Origin of the sequence: Staphylococcus xylosus (assembly GCF_002732165.1) — a bacterium.
Taxonomy (GTDB): Bacteria; Bacillota; Bacilli; order Staphylococcales; family Staphylococcaceae; genus Staphylococcus; species Staphylococcus xylosus.
Genome location: NZ_MRZO01000001.1, coordinates 501956 through 522325, shown reverse-complemented (window position 1 = coordinate 522325; position 20370 = coordinate 501956). Strand labels below are relative to the sequence as shown.

The following is a 20370-nucleotide window of genomic DNA, read 5'->3' as shown; positions in this document are numbered from 1 at the left end:
ATAATGAGATAGAAACTTGCTAGAAGAAAGGAAGTCATTTAGATGAATAAAGAAAAAGATCAATTAGCGGTAGATACGATTAGAGCGCTAAGTATCGATGCAGTTGAACAAGCAAATTCAGGACACCCTGGATTACCAATGGGTGCGGCTCCTATGGCGTACACATTATGGACACGTCACTTAAATTTTAATCCCCAATCAAAAGATTTCTTCGATAGAGATCGTTTTGTATTATCTGCTGGACATGGTTCTGCGTTATTATATAGCCTATTACATGTTTCAGGTAGTTTAGAATTAGAAGAATTAAAAGAATTTAGACAATGGGGTTCTAAAACACCGGGACATCCAGAGTTTAGACACACTGATGGTGTAGAAGTTACAACTGGTCCACTTGGACAAGGATTTGCTATGTCTGTTGGTATGGCTATGGCTGAAAAACACTTAGCAGGTAAATTTAATAAAGAAGATGCTAAAGTTGTTGACCATTACACATATGTACTTGCTTCAGATGGTGACTTAATGGAAGGTATTTCTCACGAAGCAGCTTCATTAGCAGGACATAACCAATTAGACAAATTGATTGTTTTATATGATTCAAATGATATCTCATTAGATGGAGATTTAGATAAAGCCTTTTCTGAAGATGTTAAAGGTCGTTTTGAAGCCTATGGTTGGAAGCACATTTTAGTTGAAGAAGGTAATGATTTAGACGCAATCGATAAAGCGATTGAAGAAGCTAAATCTCAAGATGTACCAACAATTATTGAAATTAAAACGATTATTGGTTTTGGTGCTCCTAATAAACAAGCTTCACATGGTGTCCACGGTGCGCCACTTGGTGAGGATGAAAGAAAATTAACACTTGAAAACTATGGTTTAGACCCTGAAAAACGTTTCAATGTTCCAGAAGAAGTTTATGAAATTTTCCAACAAAGTATGTTGAAACGTGCTAACGAAAAAGAAGAAGCATGGAATAAACTTGTTGAAGAGTATAGTAATAAATATCCTGAATTAGCTGAAGAATTTAAATTGGCTATCAGCGGTAAATTACCAGAAAACTATAAAGATGAGTTACCACACTTTGAAGCTGGACATAGCGGTGCTTCACGTGCTGACTCTGGTGAAGTAATTCAAACTTTAAGTAAAACTGTACCTTCATTCTTTGGCGGTTCAGCGGACTTAGCTGGTTCAAATAAATCAAATGTCAAAGATGCGACAGATTTTGATAAAGATACACCAGAAGGTAAAAATATTTGGTTTGGTGTTCGTGAATTTGCAATGGGCGCTGCAGTAAATGGTATGGCTGCACATGGTGGTTTACACCCTTATGGCGCAACTTTCTTTGTGTTTAGTGACTACCTAAAACCAGCATTACGTCTGTCATCAATCATGGGATTAAACTCAACGTTTATTTTTACACATGATTCAATTGCAGTTGGAGAAGATGGTCCTACACATGAACCAATTGAACAATTAGCTGGTTTACGTGCTATTCCAAACATGAATGTTATTCGTCCAGCCGATGGTAACGAAACACGTGTAGCTTGGGAAGTAGCATTAGAATCTGAAGATGCACCAACTTCACTTGTTTTAACTCGTCAAAATCTTACTACTATGGATTTACCGAAAGAAACTGTAGAAGAAGGCGTACGTAAAGGTGCTTATGTAGTATTTGAATCAGATAAAGAACCAGAATTCTTATTATTAGCTACAGGTTCAGAAGTTAACTTAGCACTTGAAGCTGCTAAAGACTTAGAAGCACAAGGTAAAGGTGTACGTGTTGTTTCTATGCCAAACTGGAATGCGTTCGATCAACAAACTGCTGAATATAAAGAATCAGTATTGCCATCATCAATTACTAAACGTGTAGCAATTGAAATGGCTTCACCACTTGGTTGGCATAAATATGTAGGTACTGAAGGTAAAGTTATCGGTATCGACGGTTTTGGTGCTAGTGCGCCTGGAGACTTAGTTGTTGAAAAATATGGCTTTACAAAAGAAAATGTATTGAATCAAATTCAAACATTTTAATTTATGTAACTAAGCTTAATTTGTTGGTATGAGAGCCTAGGTTCTCATACCAATTTTTATTTTTAGAAATAAAAATATACTTATATTTACAAAGTTATTTTTTAATTGGTATAATACATAAGTCGAAACACTATATTAATTGAGTTGCTCTTGAAAAGGGGCACTAATTTTAGTAAAATTCATTAGGATAGGAAAGTGGGTGAAACAATGGCAACTTGGTTAGCAATATTATTAATCGTGTTAGCACTAATTCTAGGATTAGTCGGTGGATTTTTCCTTGCAAGAAAATATATGATGGATTATCTTAAAAAGAACCCGCCAATTAATGAAGAAATGCTACGTATGATGATGATGCAAATGGGTCAAAAACCATCTCAAAAGAAAATTAATCAAATGATGACGATGATGAATAAAAATCAAGAAGACGCTATGAAGAAGAAGAAATAGCGCATAAATAAAGGGCTGACAGCTACTTATATTGAGTAGTTGTCAGCCCTTGTTTTTGTGTGCAGAGGAACTTTATTGTTGCTTATGGATAGAATTTAGTGATCTTTACATGGTGTTTGTCTTTTGGAAATTGTTTTTTTCAAATTGAGTGAGCTTATATACATAAATTTTAGATTGATTTTGCAATTAAAAGTATTGTTATTGAGTTTATATAAGATTATAGCTGTATTAATTTATTGAAATATTCAGAAAATAATTGATTCTAAAATGTGGTTTGTTATAATGTATATATAAGGGAGGTATCGATAAGTGAAGGATGCTTATGACATGGAAGACAAAGAAGTACTTGATCGACTAGCAAATATGCATATTAACTTTCCGACCGATGAGGCATTTAAGAAATATCATAATGCGATGCAAATTCATGATATGAATTATCTTAGATACACTTTAAATGATGCATTATCGGCATGTAACCAGACACATGCTTTTTAAATAAAAGTACGATAAGGTTAGCTTTTAAATAGGCTTATCTTATCGTATTTTTATTTGGACTTTTCTATGATATTCAATTAATCTGTAATGATTTTCTTAGTAATTTTAAAAATACTAAGATATAATATACGTGCTATTGGTTAATAGTAAATAAAAATGAACGTACAAATACTGATTATTATTTATTTAAATGATATACTAACCAAAGTGAATATCATCTTGTAGAAACTTAAAGTAGGTGTAAGCATGTTGTATTTAATATTTTCCATTGTATTTGCATTTCTAATGGGAATAGGTGTTATAATTGTGCGAATGAAAGCACAGCATTTTCCAGTAAATGAAAAGAAAATCATATTACCACCTTTTTTTATGGCAACGGGGGCATTAATGTACGTCGTTCCATATTTTAGGTTGACAGGTTTTGAAATAGTAGAATGTATTATTCTAGGTATTTTATTTTCTACAATTTTAATTTGGACATCTAGGTTTGAAAAACAAGGTAGTGAAATTTATATGAAACGATCAAAAGCCTTTCCTATAATTCTTATAACGTTACTTCTGGTACGTACAATAATTAAAATATTTATAAGTAATCAGATAGATCCCGGCGAAATTGCAGGAATGTTTTTCCTACTTGCGTTTTGCATGATTGTACCTTGGCGTTTAGCGATGTTATACAAATATAAAAAAGTGAAAAGAACTTTAATTCAATAAGTTATAAATGGGGCTGGGACAAATTAATTGTCTCAGCCTTAATCATTAAATGAGCAATGGTTCAAGTGAAATTTTTAGATACATCAATTCTAGTCTACTAAATAGCGGGAGACGTAATCTTTTAAATAAATTAGATTGCTGTCGCGAATACTTCGTTTTTAATAGGCTTGATGTATAATAAATGATAATATAATAAGGTGACGAACAAACGTTCTAAAAAGGAGTGGTGAAATGAAAATTGTACATACGGCGGATTGGCATTTAGGTAGAATTTTAAATGGTAAGTCGTTGTTAGAAGATCAATCATACATATTGGAACAATTTATTGAAGCGATGCGTGAGGAAAGACCTGATGTAATCGTTGTTGCTGGAGATTTATACGACACAAGTTACCCTAATAAAAATGCGATTAAATTGTTAGAGCAGACGATTGATACCTTGAATCTTGAAATGAATATTCCATTAATTTTAATTAATGGTAATCATGATAGTAAAGAAAGATTGAATTACGGCGCTAAGTGGTTTGAAAAATCAAATATGTATATTCGTACGAGTTTAAATGATATGCAAAATCCTATTTCAATAGGTGATGTAGACTTTTATACATTACCATTTGCAACGATTAATGAGATGCAATACCATTTCGATGATGAAGAAATTGAAACACACCAACAGGCGCTTGCACATGCATTGAATCAAATGAGTGAAGTGATTAATGAGCATAGAATAAATATGTTCATTGGGCATTTAACAGTGCAAGGTGCCATACGTTCGGATTCTGAGAGACCACTAACTATTGGGACAGTAGAATCAGTTGAAGAGAAGTTGTTTCAGCAATTCGACAGAGTATTATTAGGTCATTTACATCATCCATTTAGTATCGCATCAAATTTTATAAATTATAGTGGATCTATATTACAATATTCATTTTCAGAAGTGAGTCAACCTAAAGGTTATAGAACTATTGTAATAAATAAAAATGATATAAAAGATAAATTTATACCTTTGAAGCCTTTAAGACAATTAGAAGTGATAGAAGGTGATTATGAAGATGCGATACAAGAGAATTTAGAAGTTAAAAATAAAGAAAACTATATGCATTTTAAATTAAAACATATGTCACACGTGAATGATCCAATGATGCATTTAAAGCGAATTTATCCAAATACACTAGCGCTAACTAATCAAACCTTTGAATTTAATACATCGTTACATCACGAAAATATTGAAATACAAAAGCTTGATGACGAGACTATTATAGATAATTTTTATCAAAACATGACAGATGAACAATTAACAACTCACCAAAAAGAGAAAATTGAGAATGTAATGCGTGAAATGTTAGAAGGAGGTTCTAAATAAATGAGACCAATAACTCTTAAATTAAATAATTTTGGTCCTTTTCTAAATGAAATAATTGATTTTAATTATGTGGATAATAACCAATTATTTTTAATTAGTGGTAAAACTGGTTCGGGAAAAACGATGATTTTTGACGCTATTGTCTATGCTTTGTTTGGAGAAGCCTCTACAAAAGATAGAAAAGAAGGCGATTTAAGAAGTCATTTTGCTGAAAGTAAGAAACCTATGGTAGTAGAATTTGAATTCAAATTAAGAAATCAATATTTCAAAATAAAAAGACAAGGGGCTTTTGTTAAAGAAGGTAATAAGAATAAAACACTCGGTCAACTTGCTGTGTATCAAATGGAAACTGAAGAGTATGAGCTTAGAGAAAGTAAAATAACGAATGGTAATCAATTTATTAAAGAATTATTAGGAGTAAACGCTGAGCAATTTAGGCAATTATTTATCTTACCTCAAGGTGAGTTTAAAAGATTTTTATTATCAAAAAGTTCTGAAAAACAAGAAATACTAAGAACACTTTTTAATAGTCAGCGCTTTGAAGAAATACAAAAAAACTTATCTGAAGATGTGAAAGAAGTTAGAGAGCAAATAGAACAAAAATATCATTTGTTGGAAACTAATTGGCTCGATTTAGAAACATTCGATGATGAAACTTTAATTGAGAATAAATCCATTAATCCAAGACAAACAAATCAAGTGCTTAAAGTATTGAATGTATTTGGTGAAAAAGCGGAACAAATTCAGCATAAATTAACACAACAAAAGGTTGAACATAAAGCAAAGTTAAATGATGCTGAAGTTTGTTTGAAAAACAATCAAAAATTAGAAGAAACATTAAACAAGTTAGCAGAAAACCAGCAAAATTATGAGCAACTATTGACTCGTGAAAATGAAATAAATGAAAAAATAAACCGTTTGAATGCAATAAACGAAGTAAGGCCAATTGCTAATTTATTGGAATCTAAAGACGAATTATATACAAAGAAACAAAAAATAAAAGAAGATATCAATAAGAAAATAGAAATTATTTCAGAACTTGAAATTCAAATAAAAAAAGCAGTTGAACAGTTAGAAGTACATAAAAACGAGTCAGGTAAAATAACAGATAGTAAAAACTTTATTGAAAAGACAAAACTTTTTTTCGAAAGATCTCAGAAGTACAAATCGGCTTATGAAGAGCAACAATCACTTAAAGAAGGTTTTGCATCGCTTCAAATAAAGTTAGACACACAAATACAGCAATTAGATGAAATTAAAGGCAAACTCAATGGTAGAGTACCGAACTACAAAAAAATAGAGCAAGTAAACGAAATAATTCATAAGTTGAATAATGAAGTTACAGTACTAAAACAAAATGAACTTGATAAAAAAGAATACCTTCAATTACTAGAAAGAAAACATCAAAAAGCAAATTACAGTGAAAAGTTAAATGATGAGATTCAGCAGCTAACCGAAGCTTATAAAAAAATAGATAAAACAAGTATAGATTTAAATAATAAGCAAGATTTGATTAGTACTTTGCAATCCGCAATAAATGTTGGAGACACTTGCCCAATTTGTGGTAATCAAGTCCATACTATAGTACAACATATTGATTTTGATGATATAACTGCACGACACCAGAGTCTTTCTCAGTTAGAACAAAAGAAAAATGATGCAATTGGAGATAGCATTAAAGTTGAAAGTGAACTGAATTATATTGAAGAACAGTTGGCAAAATTTGATGAAGATAAACTAGAAAAGATAAACTATCATGAACTTGAGATGGAAGTTAAGGAGAAAACAGAACAAAAACATACAATTGAAAAGGAAAATGAAGAGATTGTTGAATTAAGGGAATTACAACAACAAAATGAACACCAGTATCATCAATTAGAATTAGATAAGAAAACTAAGCAACATAATTTAAAAGAACTTGAAATTGCTATAAATGATTTTGAAAATACTACTGGTTATACTGACGTTAATGCTTTCATAGAAGTTTTTGAAAATAATCAAAGTGAAATTGAGAAATATGAAAAAAACCTACGTGAATTAGAGAATAATATACAGCAGTATAAGAGTGAACTTGCTATAGAACAAAATAATAAAAATCATTTAGATAATAATTTATCTGAAATTGAACAAGAAATTAAAAATGTAAGTGTGAAAATTGAAGATGAGATGCAGCGTATTGGTTTCGCAGATTTAGAACAAGTATATAATACAGTTTCTAAAGTTAGTGAAAAAGAAGCATTAGAAAATGAAATAACTAAATTTAATAAATCAAGACAATCTTTTGAATTAATAATCTCACAATTAAAAGATGAGATTTCTGATAAAAAGTTAGAAGATACTCGACATTTAATGGAAGTTTTTGAACAACAGCAACAAGCGTATGAAGTCATCTCTACTGAATTGAGTCAACATGAGTATAAAGTTACGTTTAATAATAAAAAAATAAGTGAAATTAGAGATATAATTAGTAAATTAGAAAGTGAATTAAAAACACAACAAGAAGTTTTTCAATTAGCAGAAATTTTAGCAGGGAAAAATGAACAAAAATTAACATTAGAAAATTATGTGTTAATTTATTATTTGGAAAGAATTTTAGCTCAAGCTAATCAACGTTTATCTTTAATGACAGGTCAACGGTACCAGTTGACGCGAAGATCACAAGTTTCACTTGGATACAGTGGGCTTGAGATTGATGTATTTGACGCACATTCTAATCAATCTAGGCATATTAGTTCATTATCTGGAGGGGAAACTTTTCAAGCTTCGTTAGCCTTAGCTTTAGGTTTGAGTGAAATAGTTCAACAAGAGTCAGGTGGCATTGCATTAGATTCTATGTTTGTCGATGAAGGGTTTGGAACATTAGATCAAGAAACTTTAGAAACAGCTTTGGATACACTATTAAGTTTAAAATCAACGGGTAGAATGGTGGGAATCATTTCACATGTAAGTGAATTGAAACAAAGAATTCCTCTTATTTTAGAAGTAGCTTCGGAACAATATCAAAGTACGACAACTTTTAAGAAACAATAATTTAATATTATATGGCAAAATATCTTTAAATAAAAAGTGTAAGAATTTTAATGAAATGAAATAAATAAAAAGAGTTCTAGTAGTTGTCGTTCTGCTAGGACTCTCGTTTTTCGTGTTTTAAATTAATTTTTTTCACGTAGTAAATCACGTATTTCAGTAAGTAAAACTGTATTTTCTTCGATTTCCTCTTCTTCTTCTTTTTTCATTAGCGTATTAGCTATTTTCACAAAGATAAATAATGCAAATGCAATAATGATAAAGTCTATGATTGACTGAACGAACATACCATATTTGATTCCCATGAATGACCAGCTCTTAGCAAAATCAACAGTACCGAATATTAAGCCGATTAATGGCATAATAATAAATGAAACTAAAGCTGTCACAATTTTGTTGAATGCTGCACCCATAACTACAGCTACTGCTAAGTCAAGGACATTGCCTTTTAATGCGAATTCTTTAAATTCTTGAAACATATGATTAACTCCCTTTTTATTAAATTTAAAGATTATTATACAATATATTTAAAAGTAAGAGAATAGTTTTTTTAACGAAATTTGATATTACCGCATTGTTTTGTTATTCTAATACGTGGTTAATACATAAATAGAATCTTTTGGGAAAATGAAAGTTCTATTTGGCTTGAAAATTTAATATGATAAGAAAGGGAGTAATTAATTATGAATTCTTCTAGTAACCAGCCTAATGGTAAGAAGATATCTCCAGTTTTTATTTATAGTGCTATCATCGTAGCAATCGTAGTTATTATCGGTGCAGTATTGCCGGGTCAATTTGATTATGTTACGAATACGATTAAACTATGGATTACTGATAAACTTGGATGGTATTACCTAATTCTTACAACGTTTATAGTTTTCTTCTGTGTATTTCTAATTTTTAGTCCTATTGGGAAATTAAAATTAGGTAAACCAAATGACAAACCTGAATTTAATACAATTTCATGGTTTGCGATGTTATTCAGTGCTGGTATGGGGATTGGACTTGTATTTTACGGTGCAGCAGAACCAATGGCTGATTTTGCAGCTCCGCCAAATGCAGAACCGAAAACGACAGCAGCATATACAGAAGCATTACGTTCAACATTCTTCCATTGGGGATTCCATGCGTGGGCAATATATGGTGTTGTTGCATTAGCACTAGCATATGCTCAATTTAGAAAAGGCGAACCAGGACTTATTTCAAGAACATTACGTCCTATCTTAGGTAACAAAGTTGAAGGCCCAATTGGGACAATCATTGATGTACTTGCTGTATTTGCAACAGTAGTAGGTGTCGCCGTATCACTAGGTATGGGTGCCTTACAAATTAATGGTGGGCTTAATTATTTATTCGGTATACCAAATAACGTTTGGGTACAAGCTATAATCATAGTAGTAGTAACAATTTTATTTATGATGAGTGCTTGGTCTGGATTAAGTAAAGGTATTCAATATTTAAGTAACTTAAACATTAGTTTAGGTGCAGTCTTAATGATTGCTGTACTTATTATTGGACCTACAGTATTGATTTTAAATATGATGACGAGCTCTGCAGGTAGTTTGTTAAACTCATTCTTATTGAATACGTTTGACACTGCAGCACAAAATCCTCAAAAACGTGAATGGATGTCTAGTTGGACACTTTACTATTGGGGTTGGTGGTTAAGTTGGAGCCCATTCGTAGGTATATTCATTGCACGTGTATCAAAAGGACGTTCTATACGTGAATTTATAGGAGGCGTATTGCTAGTACCAGCTCTTGTAAGTTTCGTTTGGTTTAGTGTATTTGGTGTATTAGGTATTGAAACTGGTAAGAAAAATCCAGAATTATTCGATATGACTGCTGAAACACAACTTTTCGGAGTGTTTAATGAAATACCATTGGGTATGATATTATCTATCATTGCTTTGGTATTAATTGCATCATTCTTTATTACATCGGCTGACTCCGCAACCTTTGTATTAGGTATGCAAACGACTTACGGTTCGTTAGAGCCATCAAACGTTGTTAAAATGACATGGGGTGTTGCGCAATCGTTAATCGCATTTGTATTACTATTTGCAGGTGGAGGTAATGGCGCTGAGGCTCTGAACGCAATTCAAAGTGCCGCCATTATAAGTGCTTGCCATTCTCATTTGTAGTAATCATGATGATGATTTCATTCTATAAAGATGCTAACCAAGAACGTAAATTCTTAGGTTTAACATTGACACCTAATAAGCATAGATTACAAGATTATTTACAGCATCAACAAGAAGATTATGAAGACGATATTATTGAACAACGTAAACCACTTAGAAATGCAGAAAAAAATGATTGATAAATATACTTTATAATTTATTACTGGGTATCCATTAGGATGCCCAGTTTTTTTATTTAAAGTTAAAGGATTGTGCGACAATAGGATGATAATGATTCTCAATTGATAATAATAACTTATTACACATTAGACTCAAGATAAGTTTTGCTTATATATACTGATTGAAAATTCAAATCTAAATTATAGATGTTTCTGGCTTTAGCTAGTTGTTTTAAGTTACATATAATTATACAATTTAAATAACGGCATATATATTACAAAAATTTCAAGGGGGATTTATATGGCTTCTAATATTAAACAGCAATCGAAAAAATCGTTTGAGTTAAACGGCAAATCATATACTTTTTATGATTTGAACACTTTAGAAGAACAAGGCTTAACGAAAGTTTCGAAATTGCCATATTCAATTAGAGTATTACTAGAATCTGTACTAAGACAAGAGGATGGTTTTGTAATTACTGATGAACATATTAAAGCGTTATCAGAATTTACTAAAGGCACTGAAGGTGAAGTACCATTTAAACCTTCTCGTGTTATCTTACAAGACTTTACAGGTGTACCTGCAGTGGTTGACTTGGCGTCATTACGTAAAGCAATGAATGATGTAGGCGGAGATTTAAATAAAATTAATCCTGAAGTACCTGTAGATTTAGTTATTGACCACTCAGTTCAAGTTGATAGCTATGCAAATCCAGAGGCGTTAGAGCGCAATATGAAATTAGAATTTGAAAGAAACTATGAACGTTATCAATTTTTAAATTGGGCTACAAAAGCATTTAACAACTACAGCGCTGTACCACCAGCAACTGGTATTGTTCACCAAGTTAACTTAGAGTATTTAGCTAATGTTGTACATGCACGTGATGTAGATGGAGAAACAGTAGCATTCCCTGACACATTAGTAGGTACTGACTCACATACAACAATGATTAATGGTCTTGGTGTATTAGGATGGGGCGTAGGTGGTATTGAAGCCGAGGCTGGCATGCTTGGTCAACCATCATATTTCCCAATTCCTGAAGTGATCGGGGTTAAACTATCTAATGCGTTACCTCAAGGTGCGACTGCAACAGACTTAGCCTTACGTGTAACACAAGAATTACGTAAAAAAGGTGTAGTTGGAAAATTTGTAGAATTCTTTGGTCCAGGTGTACAACACTTACCATTAGCAGATCGTGCAACAATTGCTAACATGGCTCCAGAATATGGTGCTACTTGTGGTTTCTTCCCAGTAGACGAAGAAGCATTGAAATACATGCGTTTAACAGGTCGTAATGATGAACAAATCGATCTTGTGAAAAAATATTTAGAAGAAAACAGCATGTTCTTCACTGTTGAAAAAGAAGACCCAGAATACACTGATGTAGTTGAATTAGATTTATCTACTGTTGAACCATCATTATCAGGACCAAAACGTCCGCAAGATTTAATTTTCTTAAGTGATATGAAGAAAGAATTTGAAAAATCAGTTACTGCACCAGCAGGTAACCAAGGTCATGGTTTTGATGAAAGTGAATTCGATAAAACTGCAACAATCGAATTTAAAGACGGTACATCAACTACAATGAAAACTGGTGATTTAGCGATTGCAGCAATTACGTCATGTACAAATACATCTAACCCGTATGTTATGTTAGGCGCAGGACTAGTTGCTAAGAAAGCAGTAGAAAAAGGATTGAAAGTTCCTGAATATGTTAAAACATCATTAGCGCCAGGTTCTAAAGTTGTTACTGGATATTTAAGAGATTCAGGTTTGACTGAATACCTTGATGATTTAGGCTTTAATCTTGTTGGTTATGGTTGTACAACTTGTATCGGAAACTCTGGCCCATTACTAGAAGAAATTGAAAAAGCAATTGCTGACGAAGATTTACTTGTCACTTCTGTATTATCAGGTAACCGTAACTTTGAAGGTCGTATTCATCCATTAGTTAAAGCCAACTACTTAGCTTCACCACAATTAGTTGTTGCATATGCATTAGCAGGAACTGTGGATATCGATTTACAAAATGAACCACTTGGTAAAGGTAAAGATGGAGAAGATGTTTACTTAAAAGATATCTGGCCATCAATTAAAGAAGTTTCAGACACTGTTGATACAGTAGTGACTCCGAAACTATTTAAAGAAGAATATGAAACTGTATACAATAATAATGAAATGTGGAATGAAATTGATGTTACGGATCAACCACTATATGACTTTGATCCTGAATCAACTTATATTCAAAATCCTTCATTCTTCCAAGGTCTTTCTAAAGAACCAGGAACTATTGATTCATTAAAAGATTTAAGAGTTATGGGTAAATTTGGAGATTCAGTAACAACTGACCATATTTCTCCAGCGGGTGCAATTGGTAAAGATACGCCTGCAGGTAAATATTTACTTGAACATGGTGTTCCTATTCGTCAATTTAACTCATATGGTTCACGTCGTGGTAACCATGAAGTAATGGTACGTGGTACATTTGCGAATATCCGTATTAAAAACCAATTAGCGCCAGGAACTGAAGGTGGTTTCACAACTTACTGGCCAACAGGTGAACAAATGTCAATATTTGATGCTGCTATGAAATATAAAGAAGACGGCACAGGTTTAGTTGTTTTAGCTGGTAATGATTACGGTATGGGTTCATCTCGTGACTGGGCAGCTAAAGGGACAAACTTATTAGGTGTTAAAACAGTTATCGCGCAAAGTTATGAACGTATCCATCGTTCAAACTTAGTAATGATGGGTGTATTACCATTGCAATTCAAAGAAGGCGAATCCGCGGATAGCCTTGGCATCGATGGTACTGAAGTTATTTCCGTAGATATCGATGAAAATGTAAAACCGCATGATCTTGTAAAAGTACAAGCTAAAAAAGAAAATGGTGACGTAATAGAGTTTGAAGCAATGGCTCGTTTCGATTCTAATGTTGAAATGGATTATTACCGTCACGGTGGTATTCTTCAATTAGTATTAAGAAATAAATTAGCTGAATAATTTTACGGTTCAAAGTACTAATAATTAAATAATAAAGATTTTAATGAGGCTGGGGCATACAAAGATATGTCTCAGCCTCAAAGTTGTTATTGAAGGTGTATGAATATAAGACGTAAATACTTTAATTTATATATCAGAATAAATGGTATGGTTTAGCGGTATTTTGAACTATCATTATCTGTAAATGATGTTTGTATAATCAATATAGAAGAAGTTAAAGATTATTTAATTGGAGTACTACTTAGCGAGGAACTGGTAGAATGCTATAGTTAATTTTTTATGTTAATATTTAATAGTAAATAATAAGATATAAGATGAACAATTGAAAAGAGGACGTTTATAATGATTTACAGTATGACACAAATTGAATCACGGTATTCAGAGACTGACCAAATGGGCGTGATTTATCATGGTAATTATCCTACTTGGTTTGAGGTAGCGCGTACAGATTATATCTCTAAATTAGGTTTTAGTTACAAAGCTATGGAGGATTCAGGTGTTATTTCTCCAGTTGTTGATTTGGACATTAAATATATCAAATCTATTTTTTATCCAGAAACCGTAAAAATCAAAACATGGGTTGAAAAATATTCTAGATTACGATCTATATATTGCTATGAAATATACAATGAAGCTGGAGAATTAGCTACGACAGGATCAACTACATTGACTTGTATTAAAAAAGAAGACTTCAAGCCAATTCGATTAGATAGATATTTTCCTGAATGGCACGCTGTATATAGTGATGTTGCTGAAAGAAATAAGGCAGGGGAAAATCTAGAAGTGATTAAAGGTATATAAGGGATGTGTTGGTTATAGCAACTAGCACGTTGAAATATCTAAGACATACGTATTATTCAACACTATTAAAATTAGTATTAAGTTAAATAAAAAGTGTTCGGGTGAAGACCCGAACACTTTTTATTACTATTTATTGTGATTTATTTAAAATATATAAAGATTTCATACGCTTATTTCCAAAAATGAAGGCCAAGGAAATTAAAAAACCTTGGAATAATTTATAGTTTATTTTGTGGCATACGAAATTTCATCAATACTATTACTAACATCAATATATAAATTGTGGTCTTCAAAATACCATAAATCTTTTTCAGCGATTACGACATCTAATCCATCGTAATGGTTTTCGTAACCAATTTCTACGTCATTTTTCTTGTCTACACTGAAAGCAGGACTAAACCCTTGTTTGAGTTGGAATTCTCCGCCATAACGTACAAAGAATTGTAAGACTTTGTCATCTTCTGGTAAATCTAGTTCTTCCTTAAACCAAGATACAGCATTATCTGAAAGTTCTATTTCCATAATAAAAGTCTCCTTTCGATTCATAAGATTTCACTTATGAACGTTGGTTACTAATTTTTAAATTAGTAATTTATACAATACCCACTTTGAGTAATGTTAAAAGTAGTATAACATAATTTTTCGATTAATTTCGACAAATGATTTACAAAAATATGAACTATAGAAATACTATGATAAAACGTTACTTACGTAGTATAATAGATACAATGTTAAAAAGCTGGAAACATCTTCATGTCCCAGCTTAGCGTTTGTTTGCATAATTTATTCGTTTTTATACTGTGACTTTTGTAATAGTTACATCCATTTTATTTTAGGTTCTTCACCTTTGAATATTCTTACAATATTAGTACGGTGTCTGACTATCAGTAGAACGCCTACACCAATACTAACAACAAAGAGGATATAGTCTCGAATTAATAATGCACCGATAACACAACAAATTGATGCAATGATACTTGAGAGTGATACATACTTTGTTAAATATAATATTCCAAAGAAAATTACTGCTAATATTAATAATAAGACAGGATTAACTCCTAGTATGACACCAGCACTTGTAGCAACGGCTTTGCCGCCTTTAAAACCAAGATAAACCGGATATACATGACCTAGAATCGCGAAAGCGCCTACGATAAGTCCATTTGTGAAAAATGTACTTATTGTGCCTTCCGCATGAACAGGCAACCATAGTGGGAAAAAGACCACAATAAAACCTTTAAATATATCTAGAAAAGTAACTAAAAATCCAGCGGGTTTTCCTAGTACTCTAAAGCTATTTGTTGCGCCAGTATTGCCACTACCAAATTGTCGAATATCTTTTTTGAAAAATAATTTACCTATTACATAGCCACTTGGAAAAGCACCAATGAGGTAACTTAGTATTAACATGATTACAATCATCATATATAATCCACATCCTTTAATGACATTAAAATTATTTTACCACATAAGAGCATCATAATACGAATAAAAATTTCGAATGAAAAGTATTTATCTGCTGAAAATTGATTTGATACTTGCAATTTATCAAGATTTATATAAGAATAACTAATGTATAGTTTTAAAAACGAACGTACGTTTGTAGGAGGGCGAAACGATTGGCAATGAATAAAAAAAATAATTATTCGGATGATTCCATTCAGGTACTTGAGGGATTAGAGGCCGTTAGAAAAAGACCTGGGATGTATATTGGTTCTACCGATAAACGTGGTTTACATCATCTAGTATATGAAGTTGTCGATAATTCCGTCGATGAAGTATTAAATGGTTTCGGAAGTGAAATCATTGTTACGATAAATAAAGATGAGAGCATTACTATAGAAGATAATGGACGCGGAATGCCTACAGGTATTCATACTTCTGGAAAACCTACTGTTCAAGTCATTTTTACGATACTTCATGCAGGTGGAAAATTCGGACAAGGCGGTTATAAAACGTCAGGTGGCTTACATGGTGTTGGTGCTTCTGTTGTCAATGCTTTGAGCGAATGGTTAGAAGTTGAAATTTATAGAGATGGTAACATATATTCTCAAAGCTTTGCAGATGGTGGAAAGCCAACAACTGGTTTGAAAAAACATGGCAAAACTAAAAAGACTGGTACTAAAGTGACATTTAAACCAGATCCAGAAATATTCAAAGCATCTACATCGTTTAATTATGATGTTTTAAGTGAAAGACTACAAGAGTCAGCATTTTTACTTAAACGCTTGAGAATCACCCTGAAAGACTTAAGAGCAGGCAAAGAGCGTGAAGATGTCTTCCATTATGAAGATGGCATTAAAGAATTCGTTGCTTATGTCAATGAAGGAAAAGAAGTATTACATGATGTAGCAGATTTCTCTGGGGAAGCCAATAATATTGAAGTGGAAGTTGCGTTCCAGTATAACGATCAATATTCAGAAGGCATATTAAGTTTTGTTAATAATGTGCGTACAAAAGACGGTGGAACACATGAAGTTGGGTTTAAAACAGCTATGACTCGTGTGTTTAATGATTATGCACGTCGCATTAATGAATTAAAAGAAAAAGATAAAAATTTAGATGGTAATGATATACGCGAAGGCTTAACTGCTATTATTTCAATTCGAATTCCTGAAGAATTGTTACAATTTGAAGGACAAACTAAATCTAAGCTAGGTACACCTGAAGCTAGAAGCGCAGTAGATTCAGTTGTAGCCGACAAACTGCCATATTATTTAGAAGAAAAAGGGCAACTATCTAAATCGTTAGTTAAAAAAGCTTTGAAGGCACAACAAGCTAGAGAAGCGGCGCGTAAAGCGAGAGAAGATGCACGTTCAGGTAAGAAAAACAAACGTAAAGATACTTTACTCTCTGGTAAACTTACACCTGCACAAAGTAAAAACACTGAGAAAAAAGAATTATACCTTGTCGAAGGTGACTCAGCGGGCGGCTCTGCAAAGCTAGGTAGGGACCGTAAATACCAAGCGATTTTACCGCTTAGAGGTAAAGTAATTAATACTGAGAAAGCACGTCTTGACGATATTTTTAAAAATGAAGAAATTAATACAATTATTCATACTATTGGCGCTGGTGTCGGAAATGAGTTCAAAATTGAAGATAGTAACTACAATAGAATCATTATAATGACAGATGCCGATACAGATGGTGCGCATATTCAAGTGTTATTATTAACATTCTTCTTTAAATATATGAAGCCATTAGTTGAGGCGGGTAGAGTATTTATTGCATTACCACCACTTTATAAACTTGAAAAAGGAAAAGGTGCATCTAAAAAAGTAGAATACGCTTGGACAGATGAAGAATTAGAGAAATTACAACGAAAAATAGGGAAAGGTTTCTCATTACAACGTTACAAAGGTCTTGGTGAAATGAATGCGGATCAATTGTGGGAAACGACAATGAACCCTGAGACGAGAACCTTAATCAGAGTACAAGTTGAAGATGAGTTGCGTTCATCTAAACGCGTTACAACACTAATGGGTGACAAAGTTGCACCAAGACGTGAATGGATTGAAAATCATGTTGAGTTTGGTTTACAAGAACAACAAAGTATTTTAGATAATAATGAAATTCAAATATTGGAACAGGAAGCGCCTAATGAGGAGGAAGGAAATTGAGTGAAGTAATTCAAGATTTATCGCTAGAAGATGTTATTGGCGATCGTTTTGGTAGATATAGTAAATACATCATTCAAGAGCGTGCATTGCCAGACGTTCGTGACGGTCTCAAGCCTGTTCAAAGACGTATTTTATATGCAATGTATTCAAGCGGTAACACTTACGACAAAAACTTTCGTAAAAGTGCTAAAACTGTCGGTGATGTTATAGGTCAGTATCATCCGCACGGTGATACGTCTGTATATGATGCGATGGTACGTTTAAGTCAAGGCTGGAAATTGCGCCATGTACTTATAGAAATGCAAGGTAATAACGGTAGTATCGATAACGATCCCGCTGCTGCAATGCGTTATACTGAAGCGAAATTAAGCCGTCTCTCAGAAGAACTTTTAAGAGATATTAACAAAGAAACTGTACCATTTATGCCAAACTATGATGATACGACAATGGAACCGATGGTCTTGCCTGCAAGATTCCCTAATTTACTGGTAAATGGTAGTACAGGGATTTCTGCTGGTTACGCTACAGATATTCCACCACATAACTTAGGTGAAGTGATTCAAGCAACTCTTAAGTATATTGACAACCCGGATATAACAGTGAATCAATTGATGAAATATATCAAAGGTCCTGATTTCCCAACGGGTGGTATTATCCAAGGTGTGGATGGTATTAAGAAAGCTTACGAATCAGGTAAGGGGAAAATCGTAGTTCGTTCAAAAGTTGAGGTTGAAGAATTAAGAAATGGTAGAAAACAACTAATTGTTACAGAAGTACCTTATGAAGTTAATAAGAGTGCATTGGTTAAAAAAATGGATGAATTACGTGCTGATAAAAAGGTTGATGGTATCGTCGAAGTAAGAGACGAAACAGACCGTACAGGTTTACGTATTGCAATAGAATTGAAAAAAGATATCAACAGTGAAGCGGTAGCTAATTTCCTTTATAAGAATACAGATTTACAAGTTTCTTATAACTTTAACATGGTTGCTATTAGTGAAGGGCGTCCAGTATTAATGGGCATTCGCCAATTTATTGATAGTTATTTAAATCATCAAATTGATGTTGTAACGAAACGTACACGTTATGAACTAAATCATGCCGAAAGTAGAATGCACATCGTTGAAGGTTTAATGAAAGCCTTATCTATATTAGACGAAGTAATTAAACTTATTAGAGCTTCAAAGAATAAAAAAGATGCTAAAGATAATTTGGTAACTGAATATGATTTTACTGAAGCTCAAGCGGAAGCTATTGTGACGTTACAATTGTATCGTTTGACTAATACAGATATTGTTCAGCTACAAGAAGAACATGACGAATTAAAAGCGTTAATTGGGCGCTTAAGAAATATTTTAGATAATCACGATGAATTATTAAATGTAATTAAAGAAGAGTTAACAGAGATTCGTAATAGATTTAAACAAAATCGTCTATCCTCTATAGAGGCTGAAATTTCAGAGATTAAGATTGATAAAGAAGTGATGGTCCCTAGTGAAACTGTGATTATGAGTATTACTAAACATGGTTATATTAAGCGAACTTCATTACGTAGTTTTAATGCAAGTGGTGTAAATGAAGTAGGTACCAAAGATGGAGATTCAATCATGAAATATCAAGAGGTAAATACTTTAGATACAGCATTAGTGTTTACCAACAAAGGTCGCTATCTATTTATACCAGTTCATAAATTAGCTGATATAAAATGGAAAGATTTAGGGCAGCATGTCTCTCAAATTGTGCCACTTGATGAAGGCGAATACGTTATTAACGCTTATTGTGAAAATGACTTTAATCCAGAAGCATTTTATATCTTAGCGACACGTAATGGTATGATCAAAAAGAGTAATGTATCTATGTTTAAAACAACACGATATAATAAACCACTTGTCTCCATGAAATTGAAAGACAATGATGAAATTATAAGTGTTATGCGAATATCAGAAGCACAATTGATTACTGTGGTTACAAACAAAGGGATGTCCCTTACTTATGATAGTGATGAACTTTCTGATACTGGCTTGAGAGCGGCAGGTGTTAAATCAATCAACTTAAAAGATGAAGACTATGCGGTATTAACAGATGTTGTAACTTCAAATGATAAAATATTAATGGCCACACAACGTGGATCATTAAAACGTATCAGCTTTAAAGTATTACAAACGGCTAAACGTGCACAACGTGGTATTACGTTATTAAAAGAATTGAAGAAAACACCGCACCGCATTGTAGACGCTGCTGTCATTACACCAGAACAAACAACTTATACAATTTACTCTGATAAACAGCAAGAATCTGGCTTAATCAATGATATCCACTTATCAGAACAATATACAAATGGTAGCTTTATCGTAGATACTAGTGATTTTGGTGAAATAAAAGATTTAGAAGTAAAATAAAACATCTTATAAAAAATTGTTAGTAAATACAACTATATAGTGATAAAATACCAGTTAGGTGCAATAAATAATTAAAAAAGAGGTTTATAGCGCAGTAAAAAGATGTGTTTAGCTATCGGCAGACACAATCTTTATACTTATACTTATGGTTATAATATAAGGCATATT

13 protein-coding genes and 1 pseudogene are annotated in these 20370 nt (G+C 32.6%); 11 read left to right on the top strand and 3 right to left on the bottom strand.

Annotated features, from left to right (window positions below):
* The first annotated feature begins 42 nt into the window (after positions 1 to 42).
* The 6 genes from tkt (at position 43) to sbcC (ending at position 8079) form a co-directional block, all read left to right on the top strand.
* Complete coding sequence (gene tkt / locus BTM19_RS02560; RefSeq protein WP_029377393.1) at positions 43 to 2031, top strand: transketolase; 1989 nt, start codon at positions 43 to 45, stop codon at positions 2029 to 2031.
* Positions 2032 to 2238: 207 nt separating this feature from the next.
* On the top strand, positions 2239 to 2478 hold the full coding sequence (locus BTM19_RS02555; protein ID WP_017724378.1) for a YneF family protein: 240 nt from the start codon (positions 2239 to 2241) through the stop codon (positions 2476 to 2478).
* 309 nt (positions 2479 to 2787) lie between these two features.
* A complete protein-coding gene (locus BTM19_RS02550) occupies positions 2788 to 2973 on the top strand; it encodes a hypothetical protein (RefSeq protein WP_029377392.1) in 186 nt (61 codons plus the stop codon).
* 246 nt (positions 2974 to 3219) lie between these two features.
* Positions 3220 to 3687 carry a CcdC family protein gene (locus BTM19_RS02545; protein WP_029377391.1) on the top strand — a complete coding sequence of 156 codons (468 nt, stop codon included), beginning with the start codon at positions 3220 to 3222 and terminating at the stop codon, positions 3685 to 3687.
* A gap of 231 nt (positions 3688 to 3918) precedes the next feature.
* The gene (gene sbcD / locus BTM19_RS02540; RefSeq protein WP_029377390.1) at positions 3919 to 5049 is read left to right on the top strand and encodes an exonuclease subunit SbcD; all 1131 of its coding nucleotides are present in this window, start codon (positions 3919 to 3921) and stop codon (positions 5047 to 5049) included.
* On the top strand, positions 5050 to 8079 hold the full coding sequence (sbcC, locus tag BTM19_RS02535; protein WP_029377389.1) for an exonuclease subunit SbcC: 3030 nt from the start codon (positions 5050 to 5052) through the stop codon (positions 8077 to 8079).
* Between the two features lie 122 nt (positions 8080 to 8201).
* On the opposite strand, the gene mscL is transcribed toward sbcC, so the two are convergent.
* Positions 8202 to 8555, bottom strand: coding sequence for a large conductance mechanosensitive channel protein MscL (gene mscL / locus BTM19_RS02530; RefSeq protein ID WP_029377388.1), 354 nt, complete (start codon positions 8553 to 8555; stop codon positions 8202 to 8204).
* Between the two features lie 204 nt (positions 8556 to 8759).
* On the opposite strand from mscL, the pseudogene BTM19_RS02525 reads away from it, so the two are divergent.
* The 3 genes and pseudogenes from BTM19_RS02525 (at position 8760) to menI (ending at position 14183) form a co-directional block, all read left to right on the top strand.
* A pseudogene (locus tag BTM19_RS02525) lies at positions 8760 to 10399 on the top strand (BCCT family transporter).
* A 280-nt stretch (positions 10400 to 10679) separates the two neighbouring features.
* Positions 10680 to 13382 (top strand): aconitate hydratase AcnA, encoded by a 2703-nt coding sequence (gene acnA, locus BTM19_RS02520; protein WP_029377386.1) that lies wholly within the window; start codon positions 10680 to 10682, stop codon positions 13380 to 13382.
* Between the two features lie 342 nt (positions 13383 to 13724).
* Positions 13725 to 14183 (top strand): 1,4-dihydroxy-2-naphthoyl-CoA hydrolase MenI, encoded by a 459-nt coding sequence (gene menI, locus BTM19_RS02515; RefSeq protein WP_029377385.1) that lies wholly within the window; start codon positions 13725 to 13727, stop codon positions 14181 to 14183.
* Positions 14184 to 14408: 225 nt separating this feature from the next.
* Here menI and BTM19_RS02510 read toward each other — a convergent pair whose 3' ends face one another.
* Together BTM19_RS02510 and plsY are read right to left on the bottom strand one after the other, a co-directional pair.
* The gene (locus tag BTM19_RS02510; RefSeq protein WP_017724387.1) at positions 14409 to 14705 is read right to left on the bottom strand and encodes a HesB/YadR/YfhF family protein; all 297 of its coding nucleotides are present in this window, start codon (positions 14703 to 14705) and stop codon (positions 14409 to 14411) included.
* A gap of 294 nt (positions 14706 to 14999) precedes the next feature.
* Positions 15000 to 15608 carry a glycerol-3-phosphate 1-O-acyltransferase PlsY gene (plsY, locus tag BTM19_RS02505; RefSeq protein ID WP_029377384.1) on the bottom strand — a complete coding sequence of 203 codons (609 nt, stop codon included), beginning with the start codon at positions 15606 to 15608 and terminating at the stop codon, positions 15000 to 15002.
* Positions 15609 to 15808: 200 nt separating this feature from the next.
* Here plsY and parE point away from each other — a divergent pair, with 200 nt between their 5' ends.
* Both parE and parC read left to right on the top strand, forming a co-directional pair.
* Positions 15809 to 17803, top strand: coding sequence for a DNA topoisomerase IV subunit B (parE, locus tag BTM19_RS02500; RefSeq protein WP_162496100.1), 1995 nt, complete (start codon positions 15809 to 15811; stop codon positions 17801 to 17803).
* Positions 17800 to 20202: a DNA topoisomerase IV subunit A gene (gene parC, locus BTM19_RS02495; RefSeq protein WP_029377382.1), complete on the top strand. Its 2403-nt coding sequence runs from the start codon at positions 17800 to 17802 to the stop codon at positions 20200 to 20202. Before parE ends, parC begins: the two co-directional genes overlap by 4 nt.
* Positions 20203 to 20370: the final 168 nt, after the last annotated feature.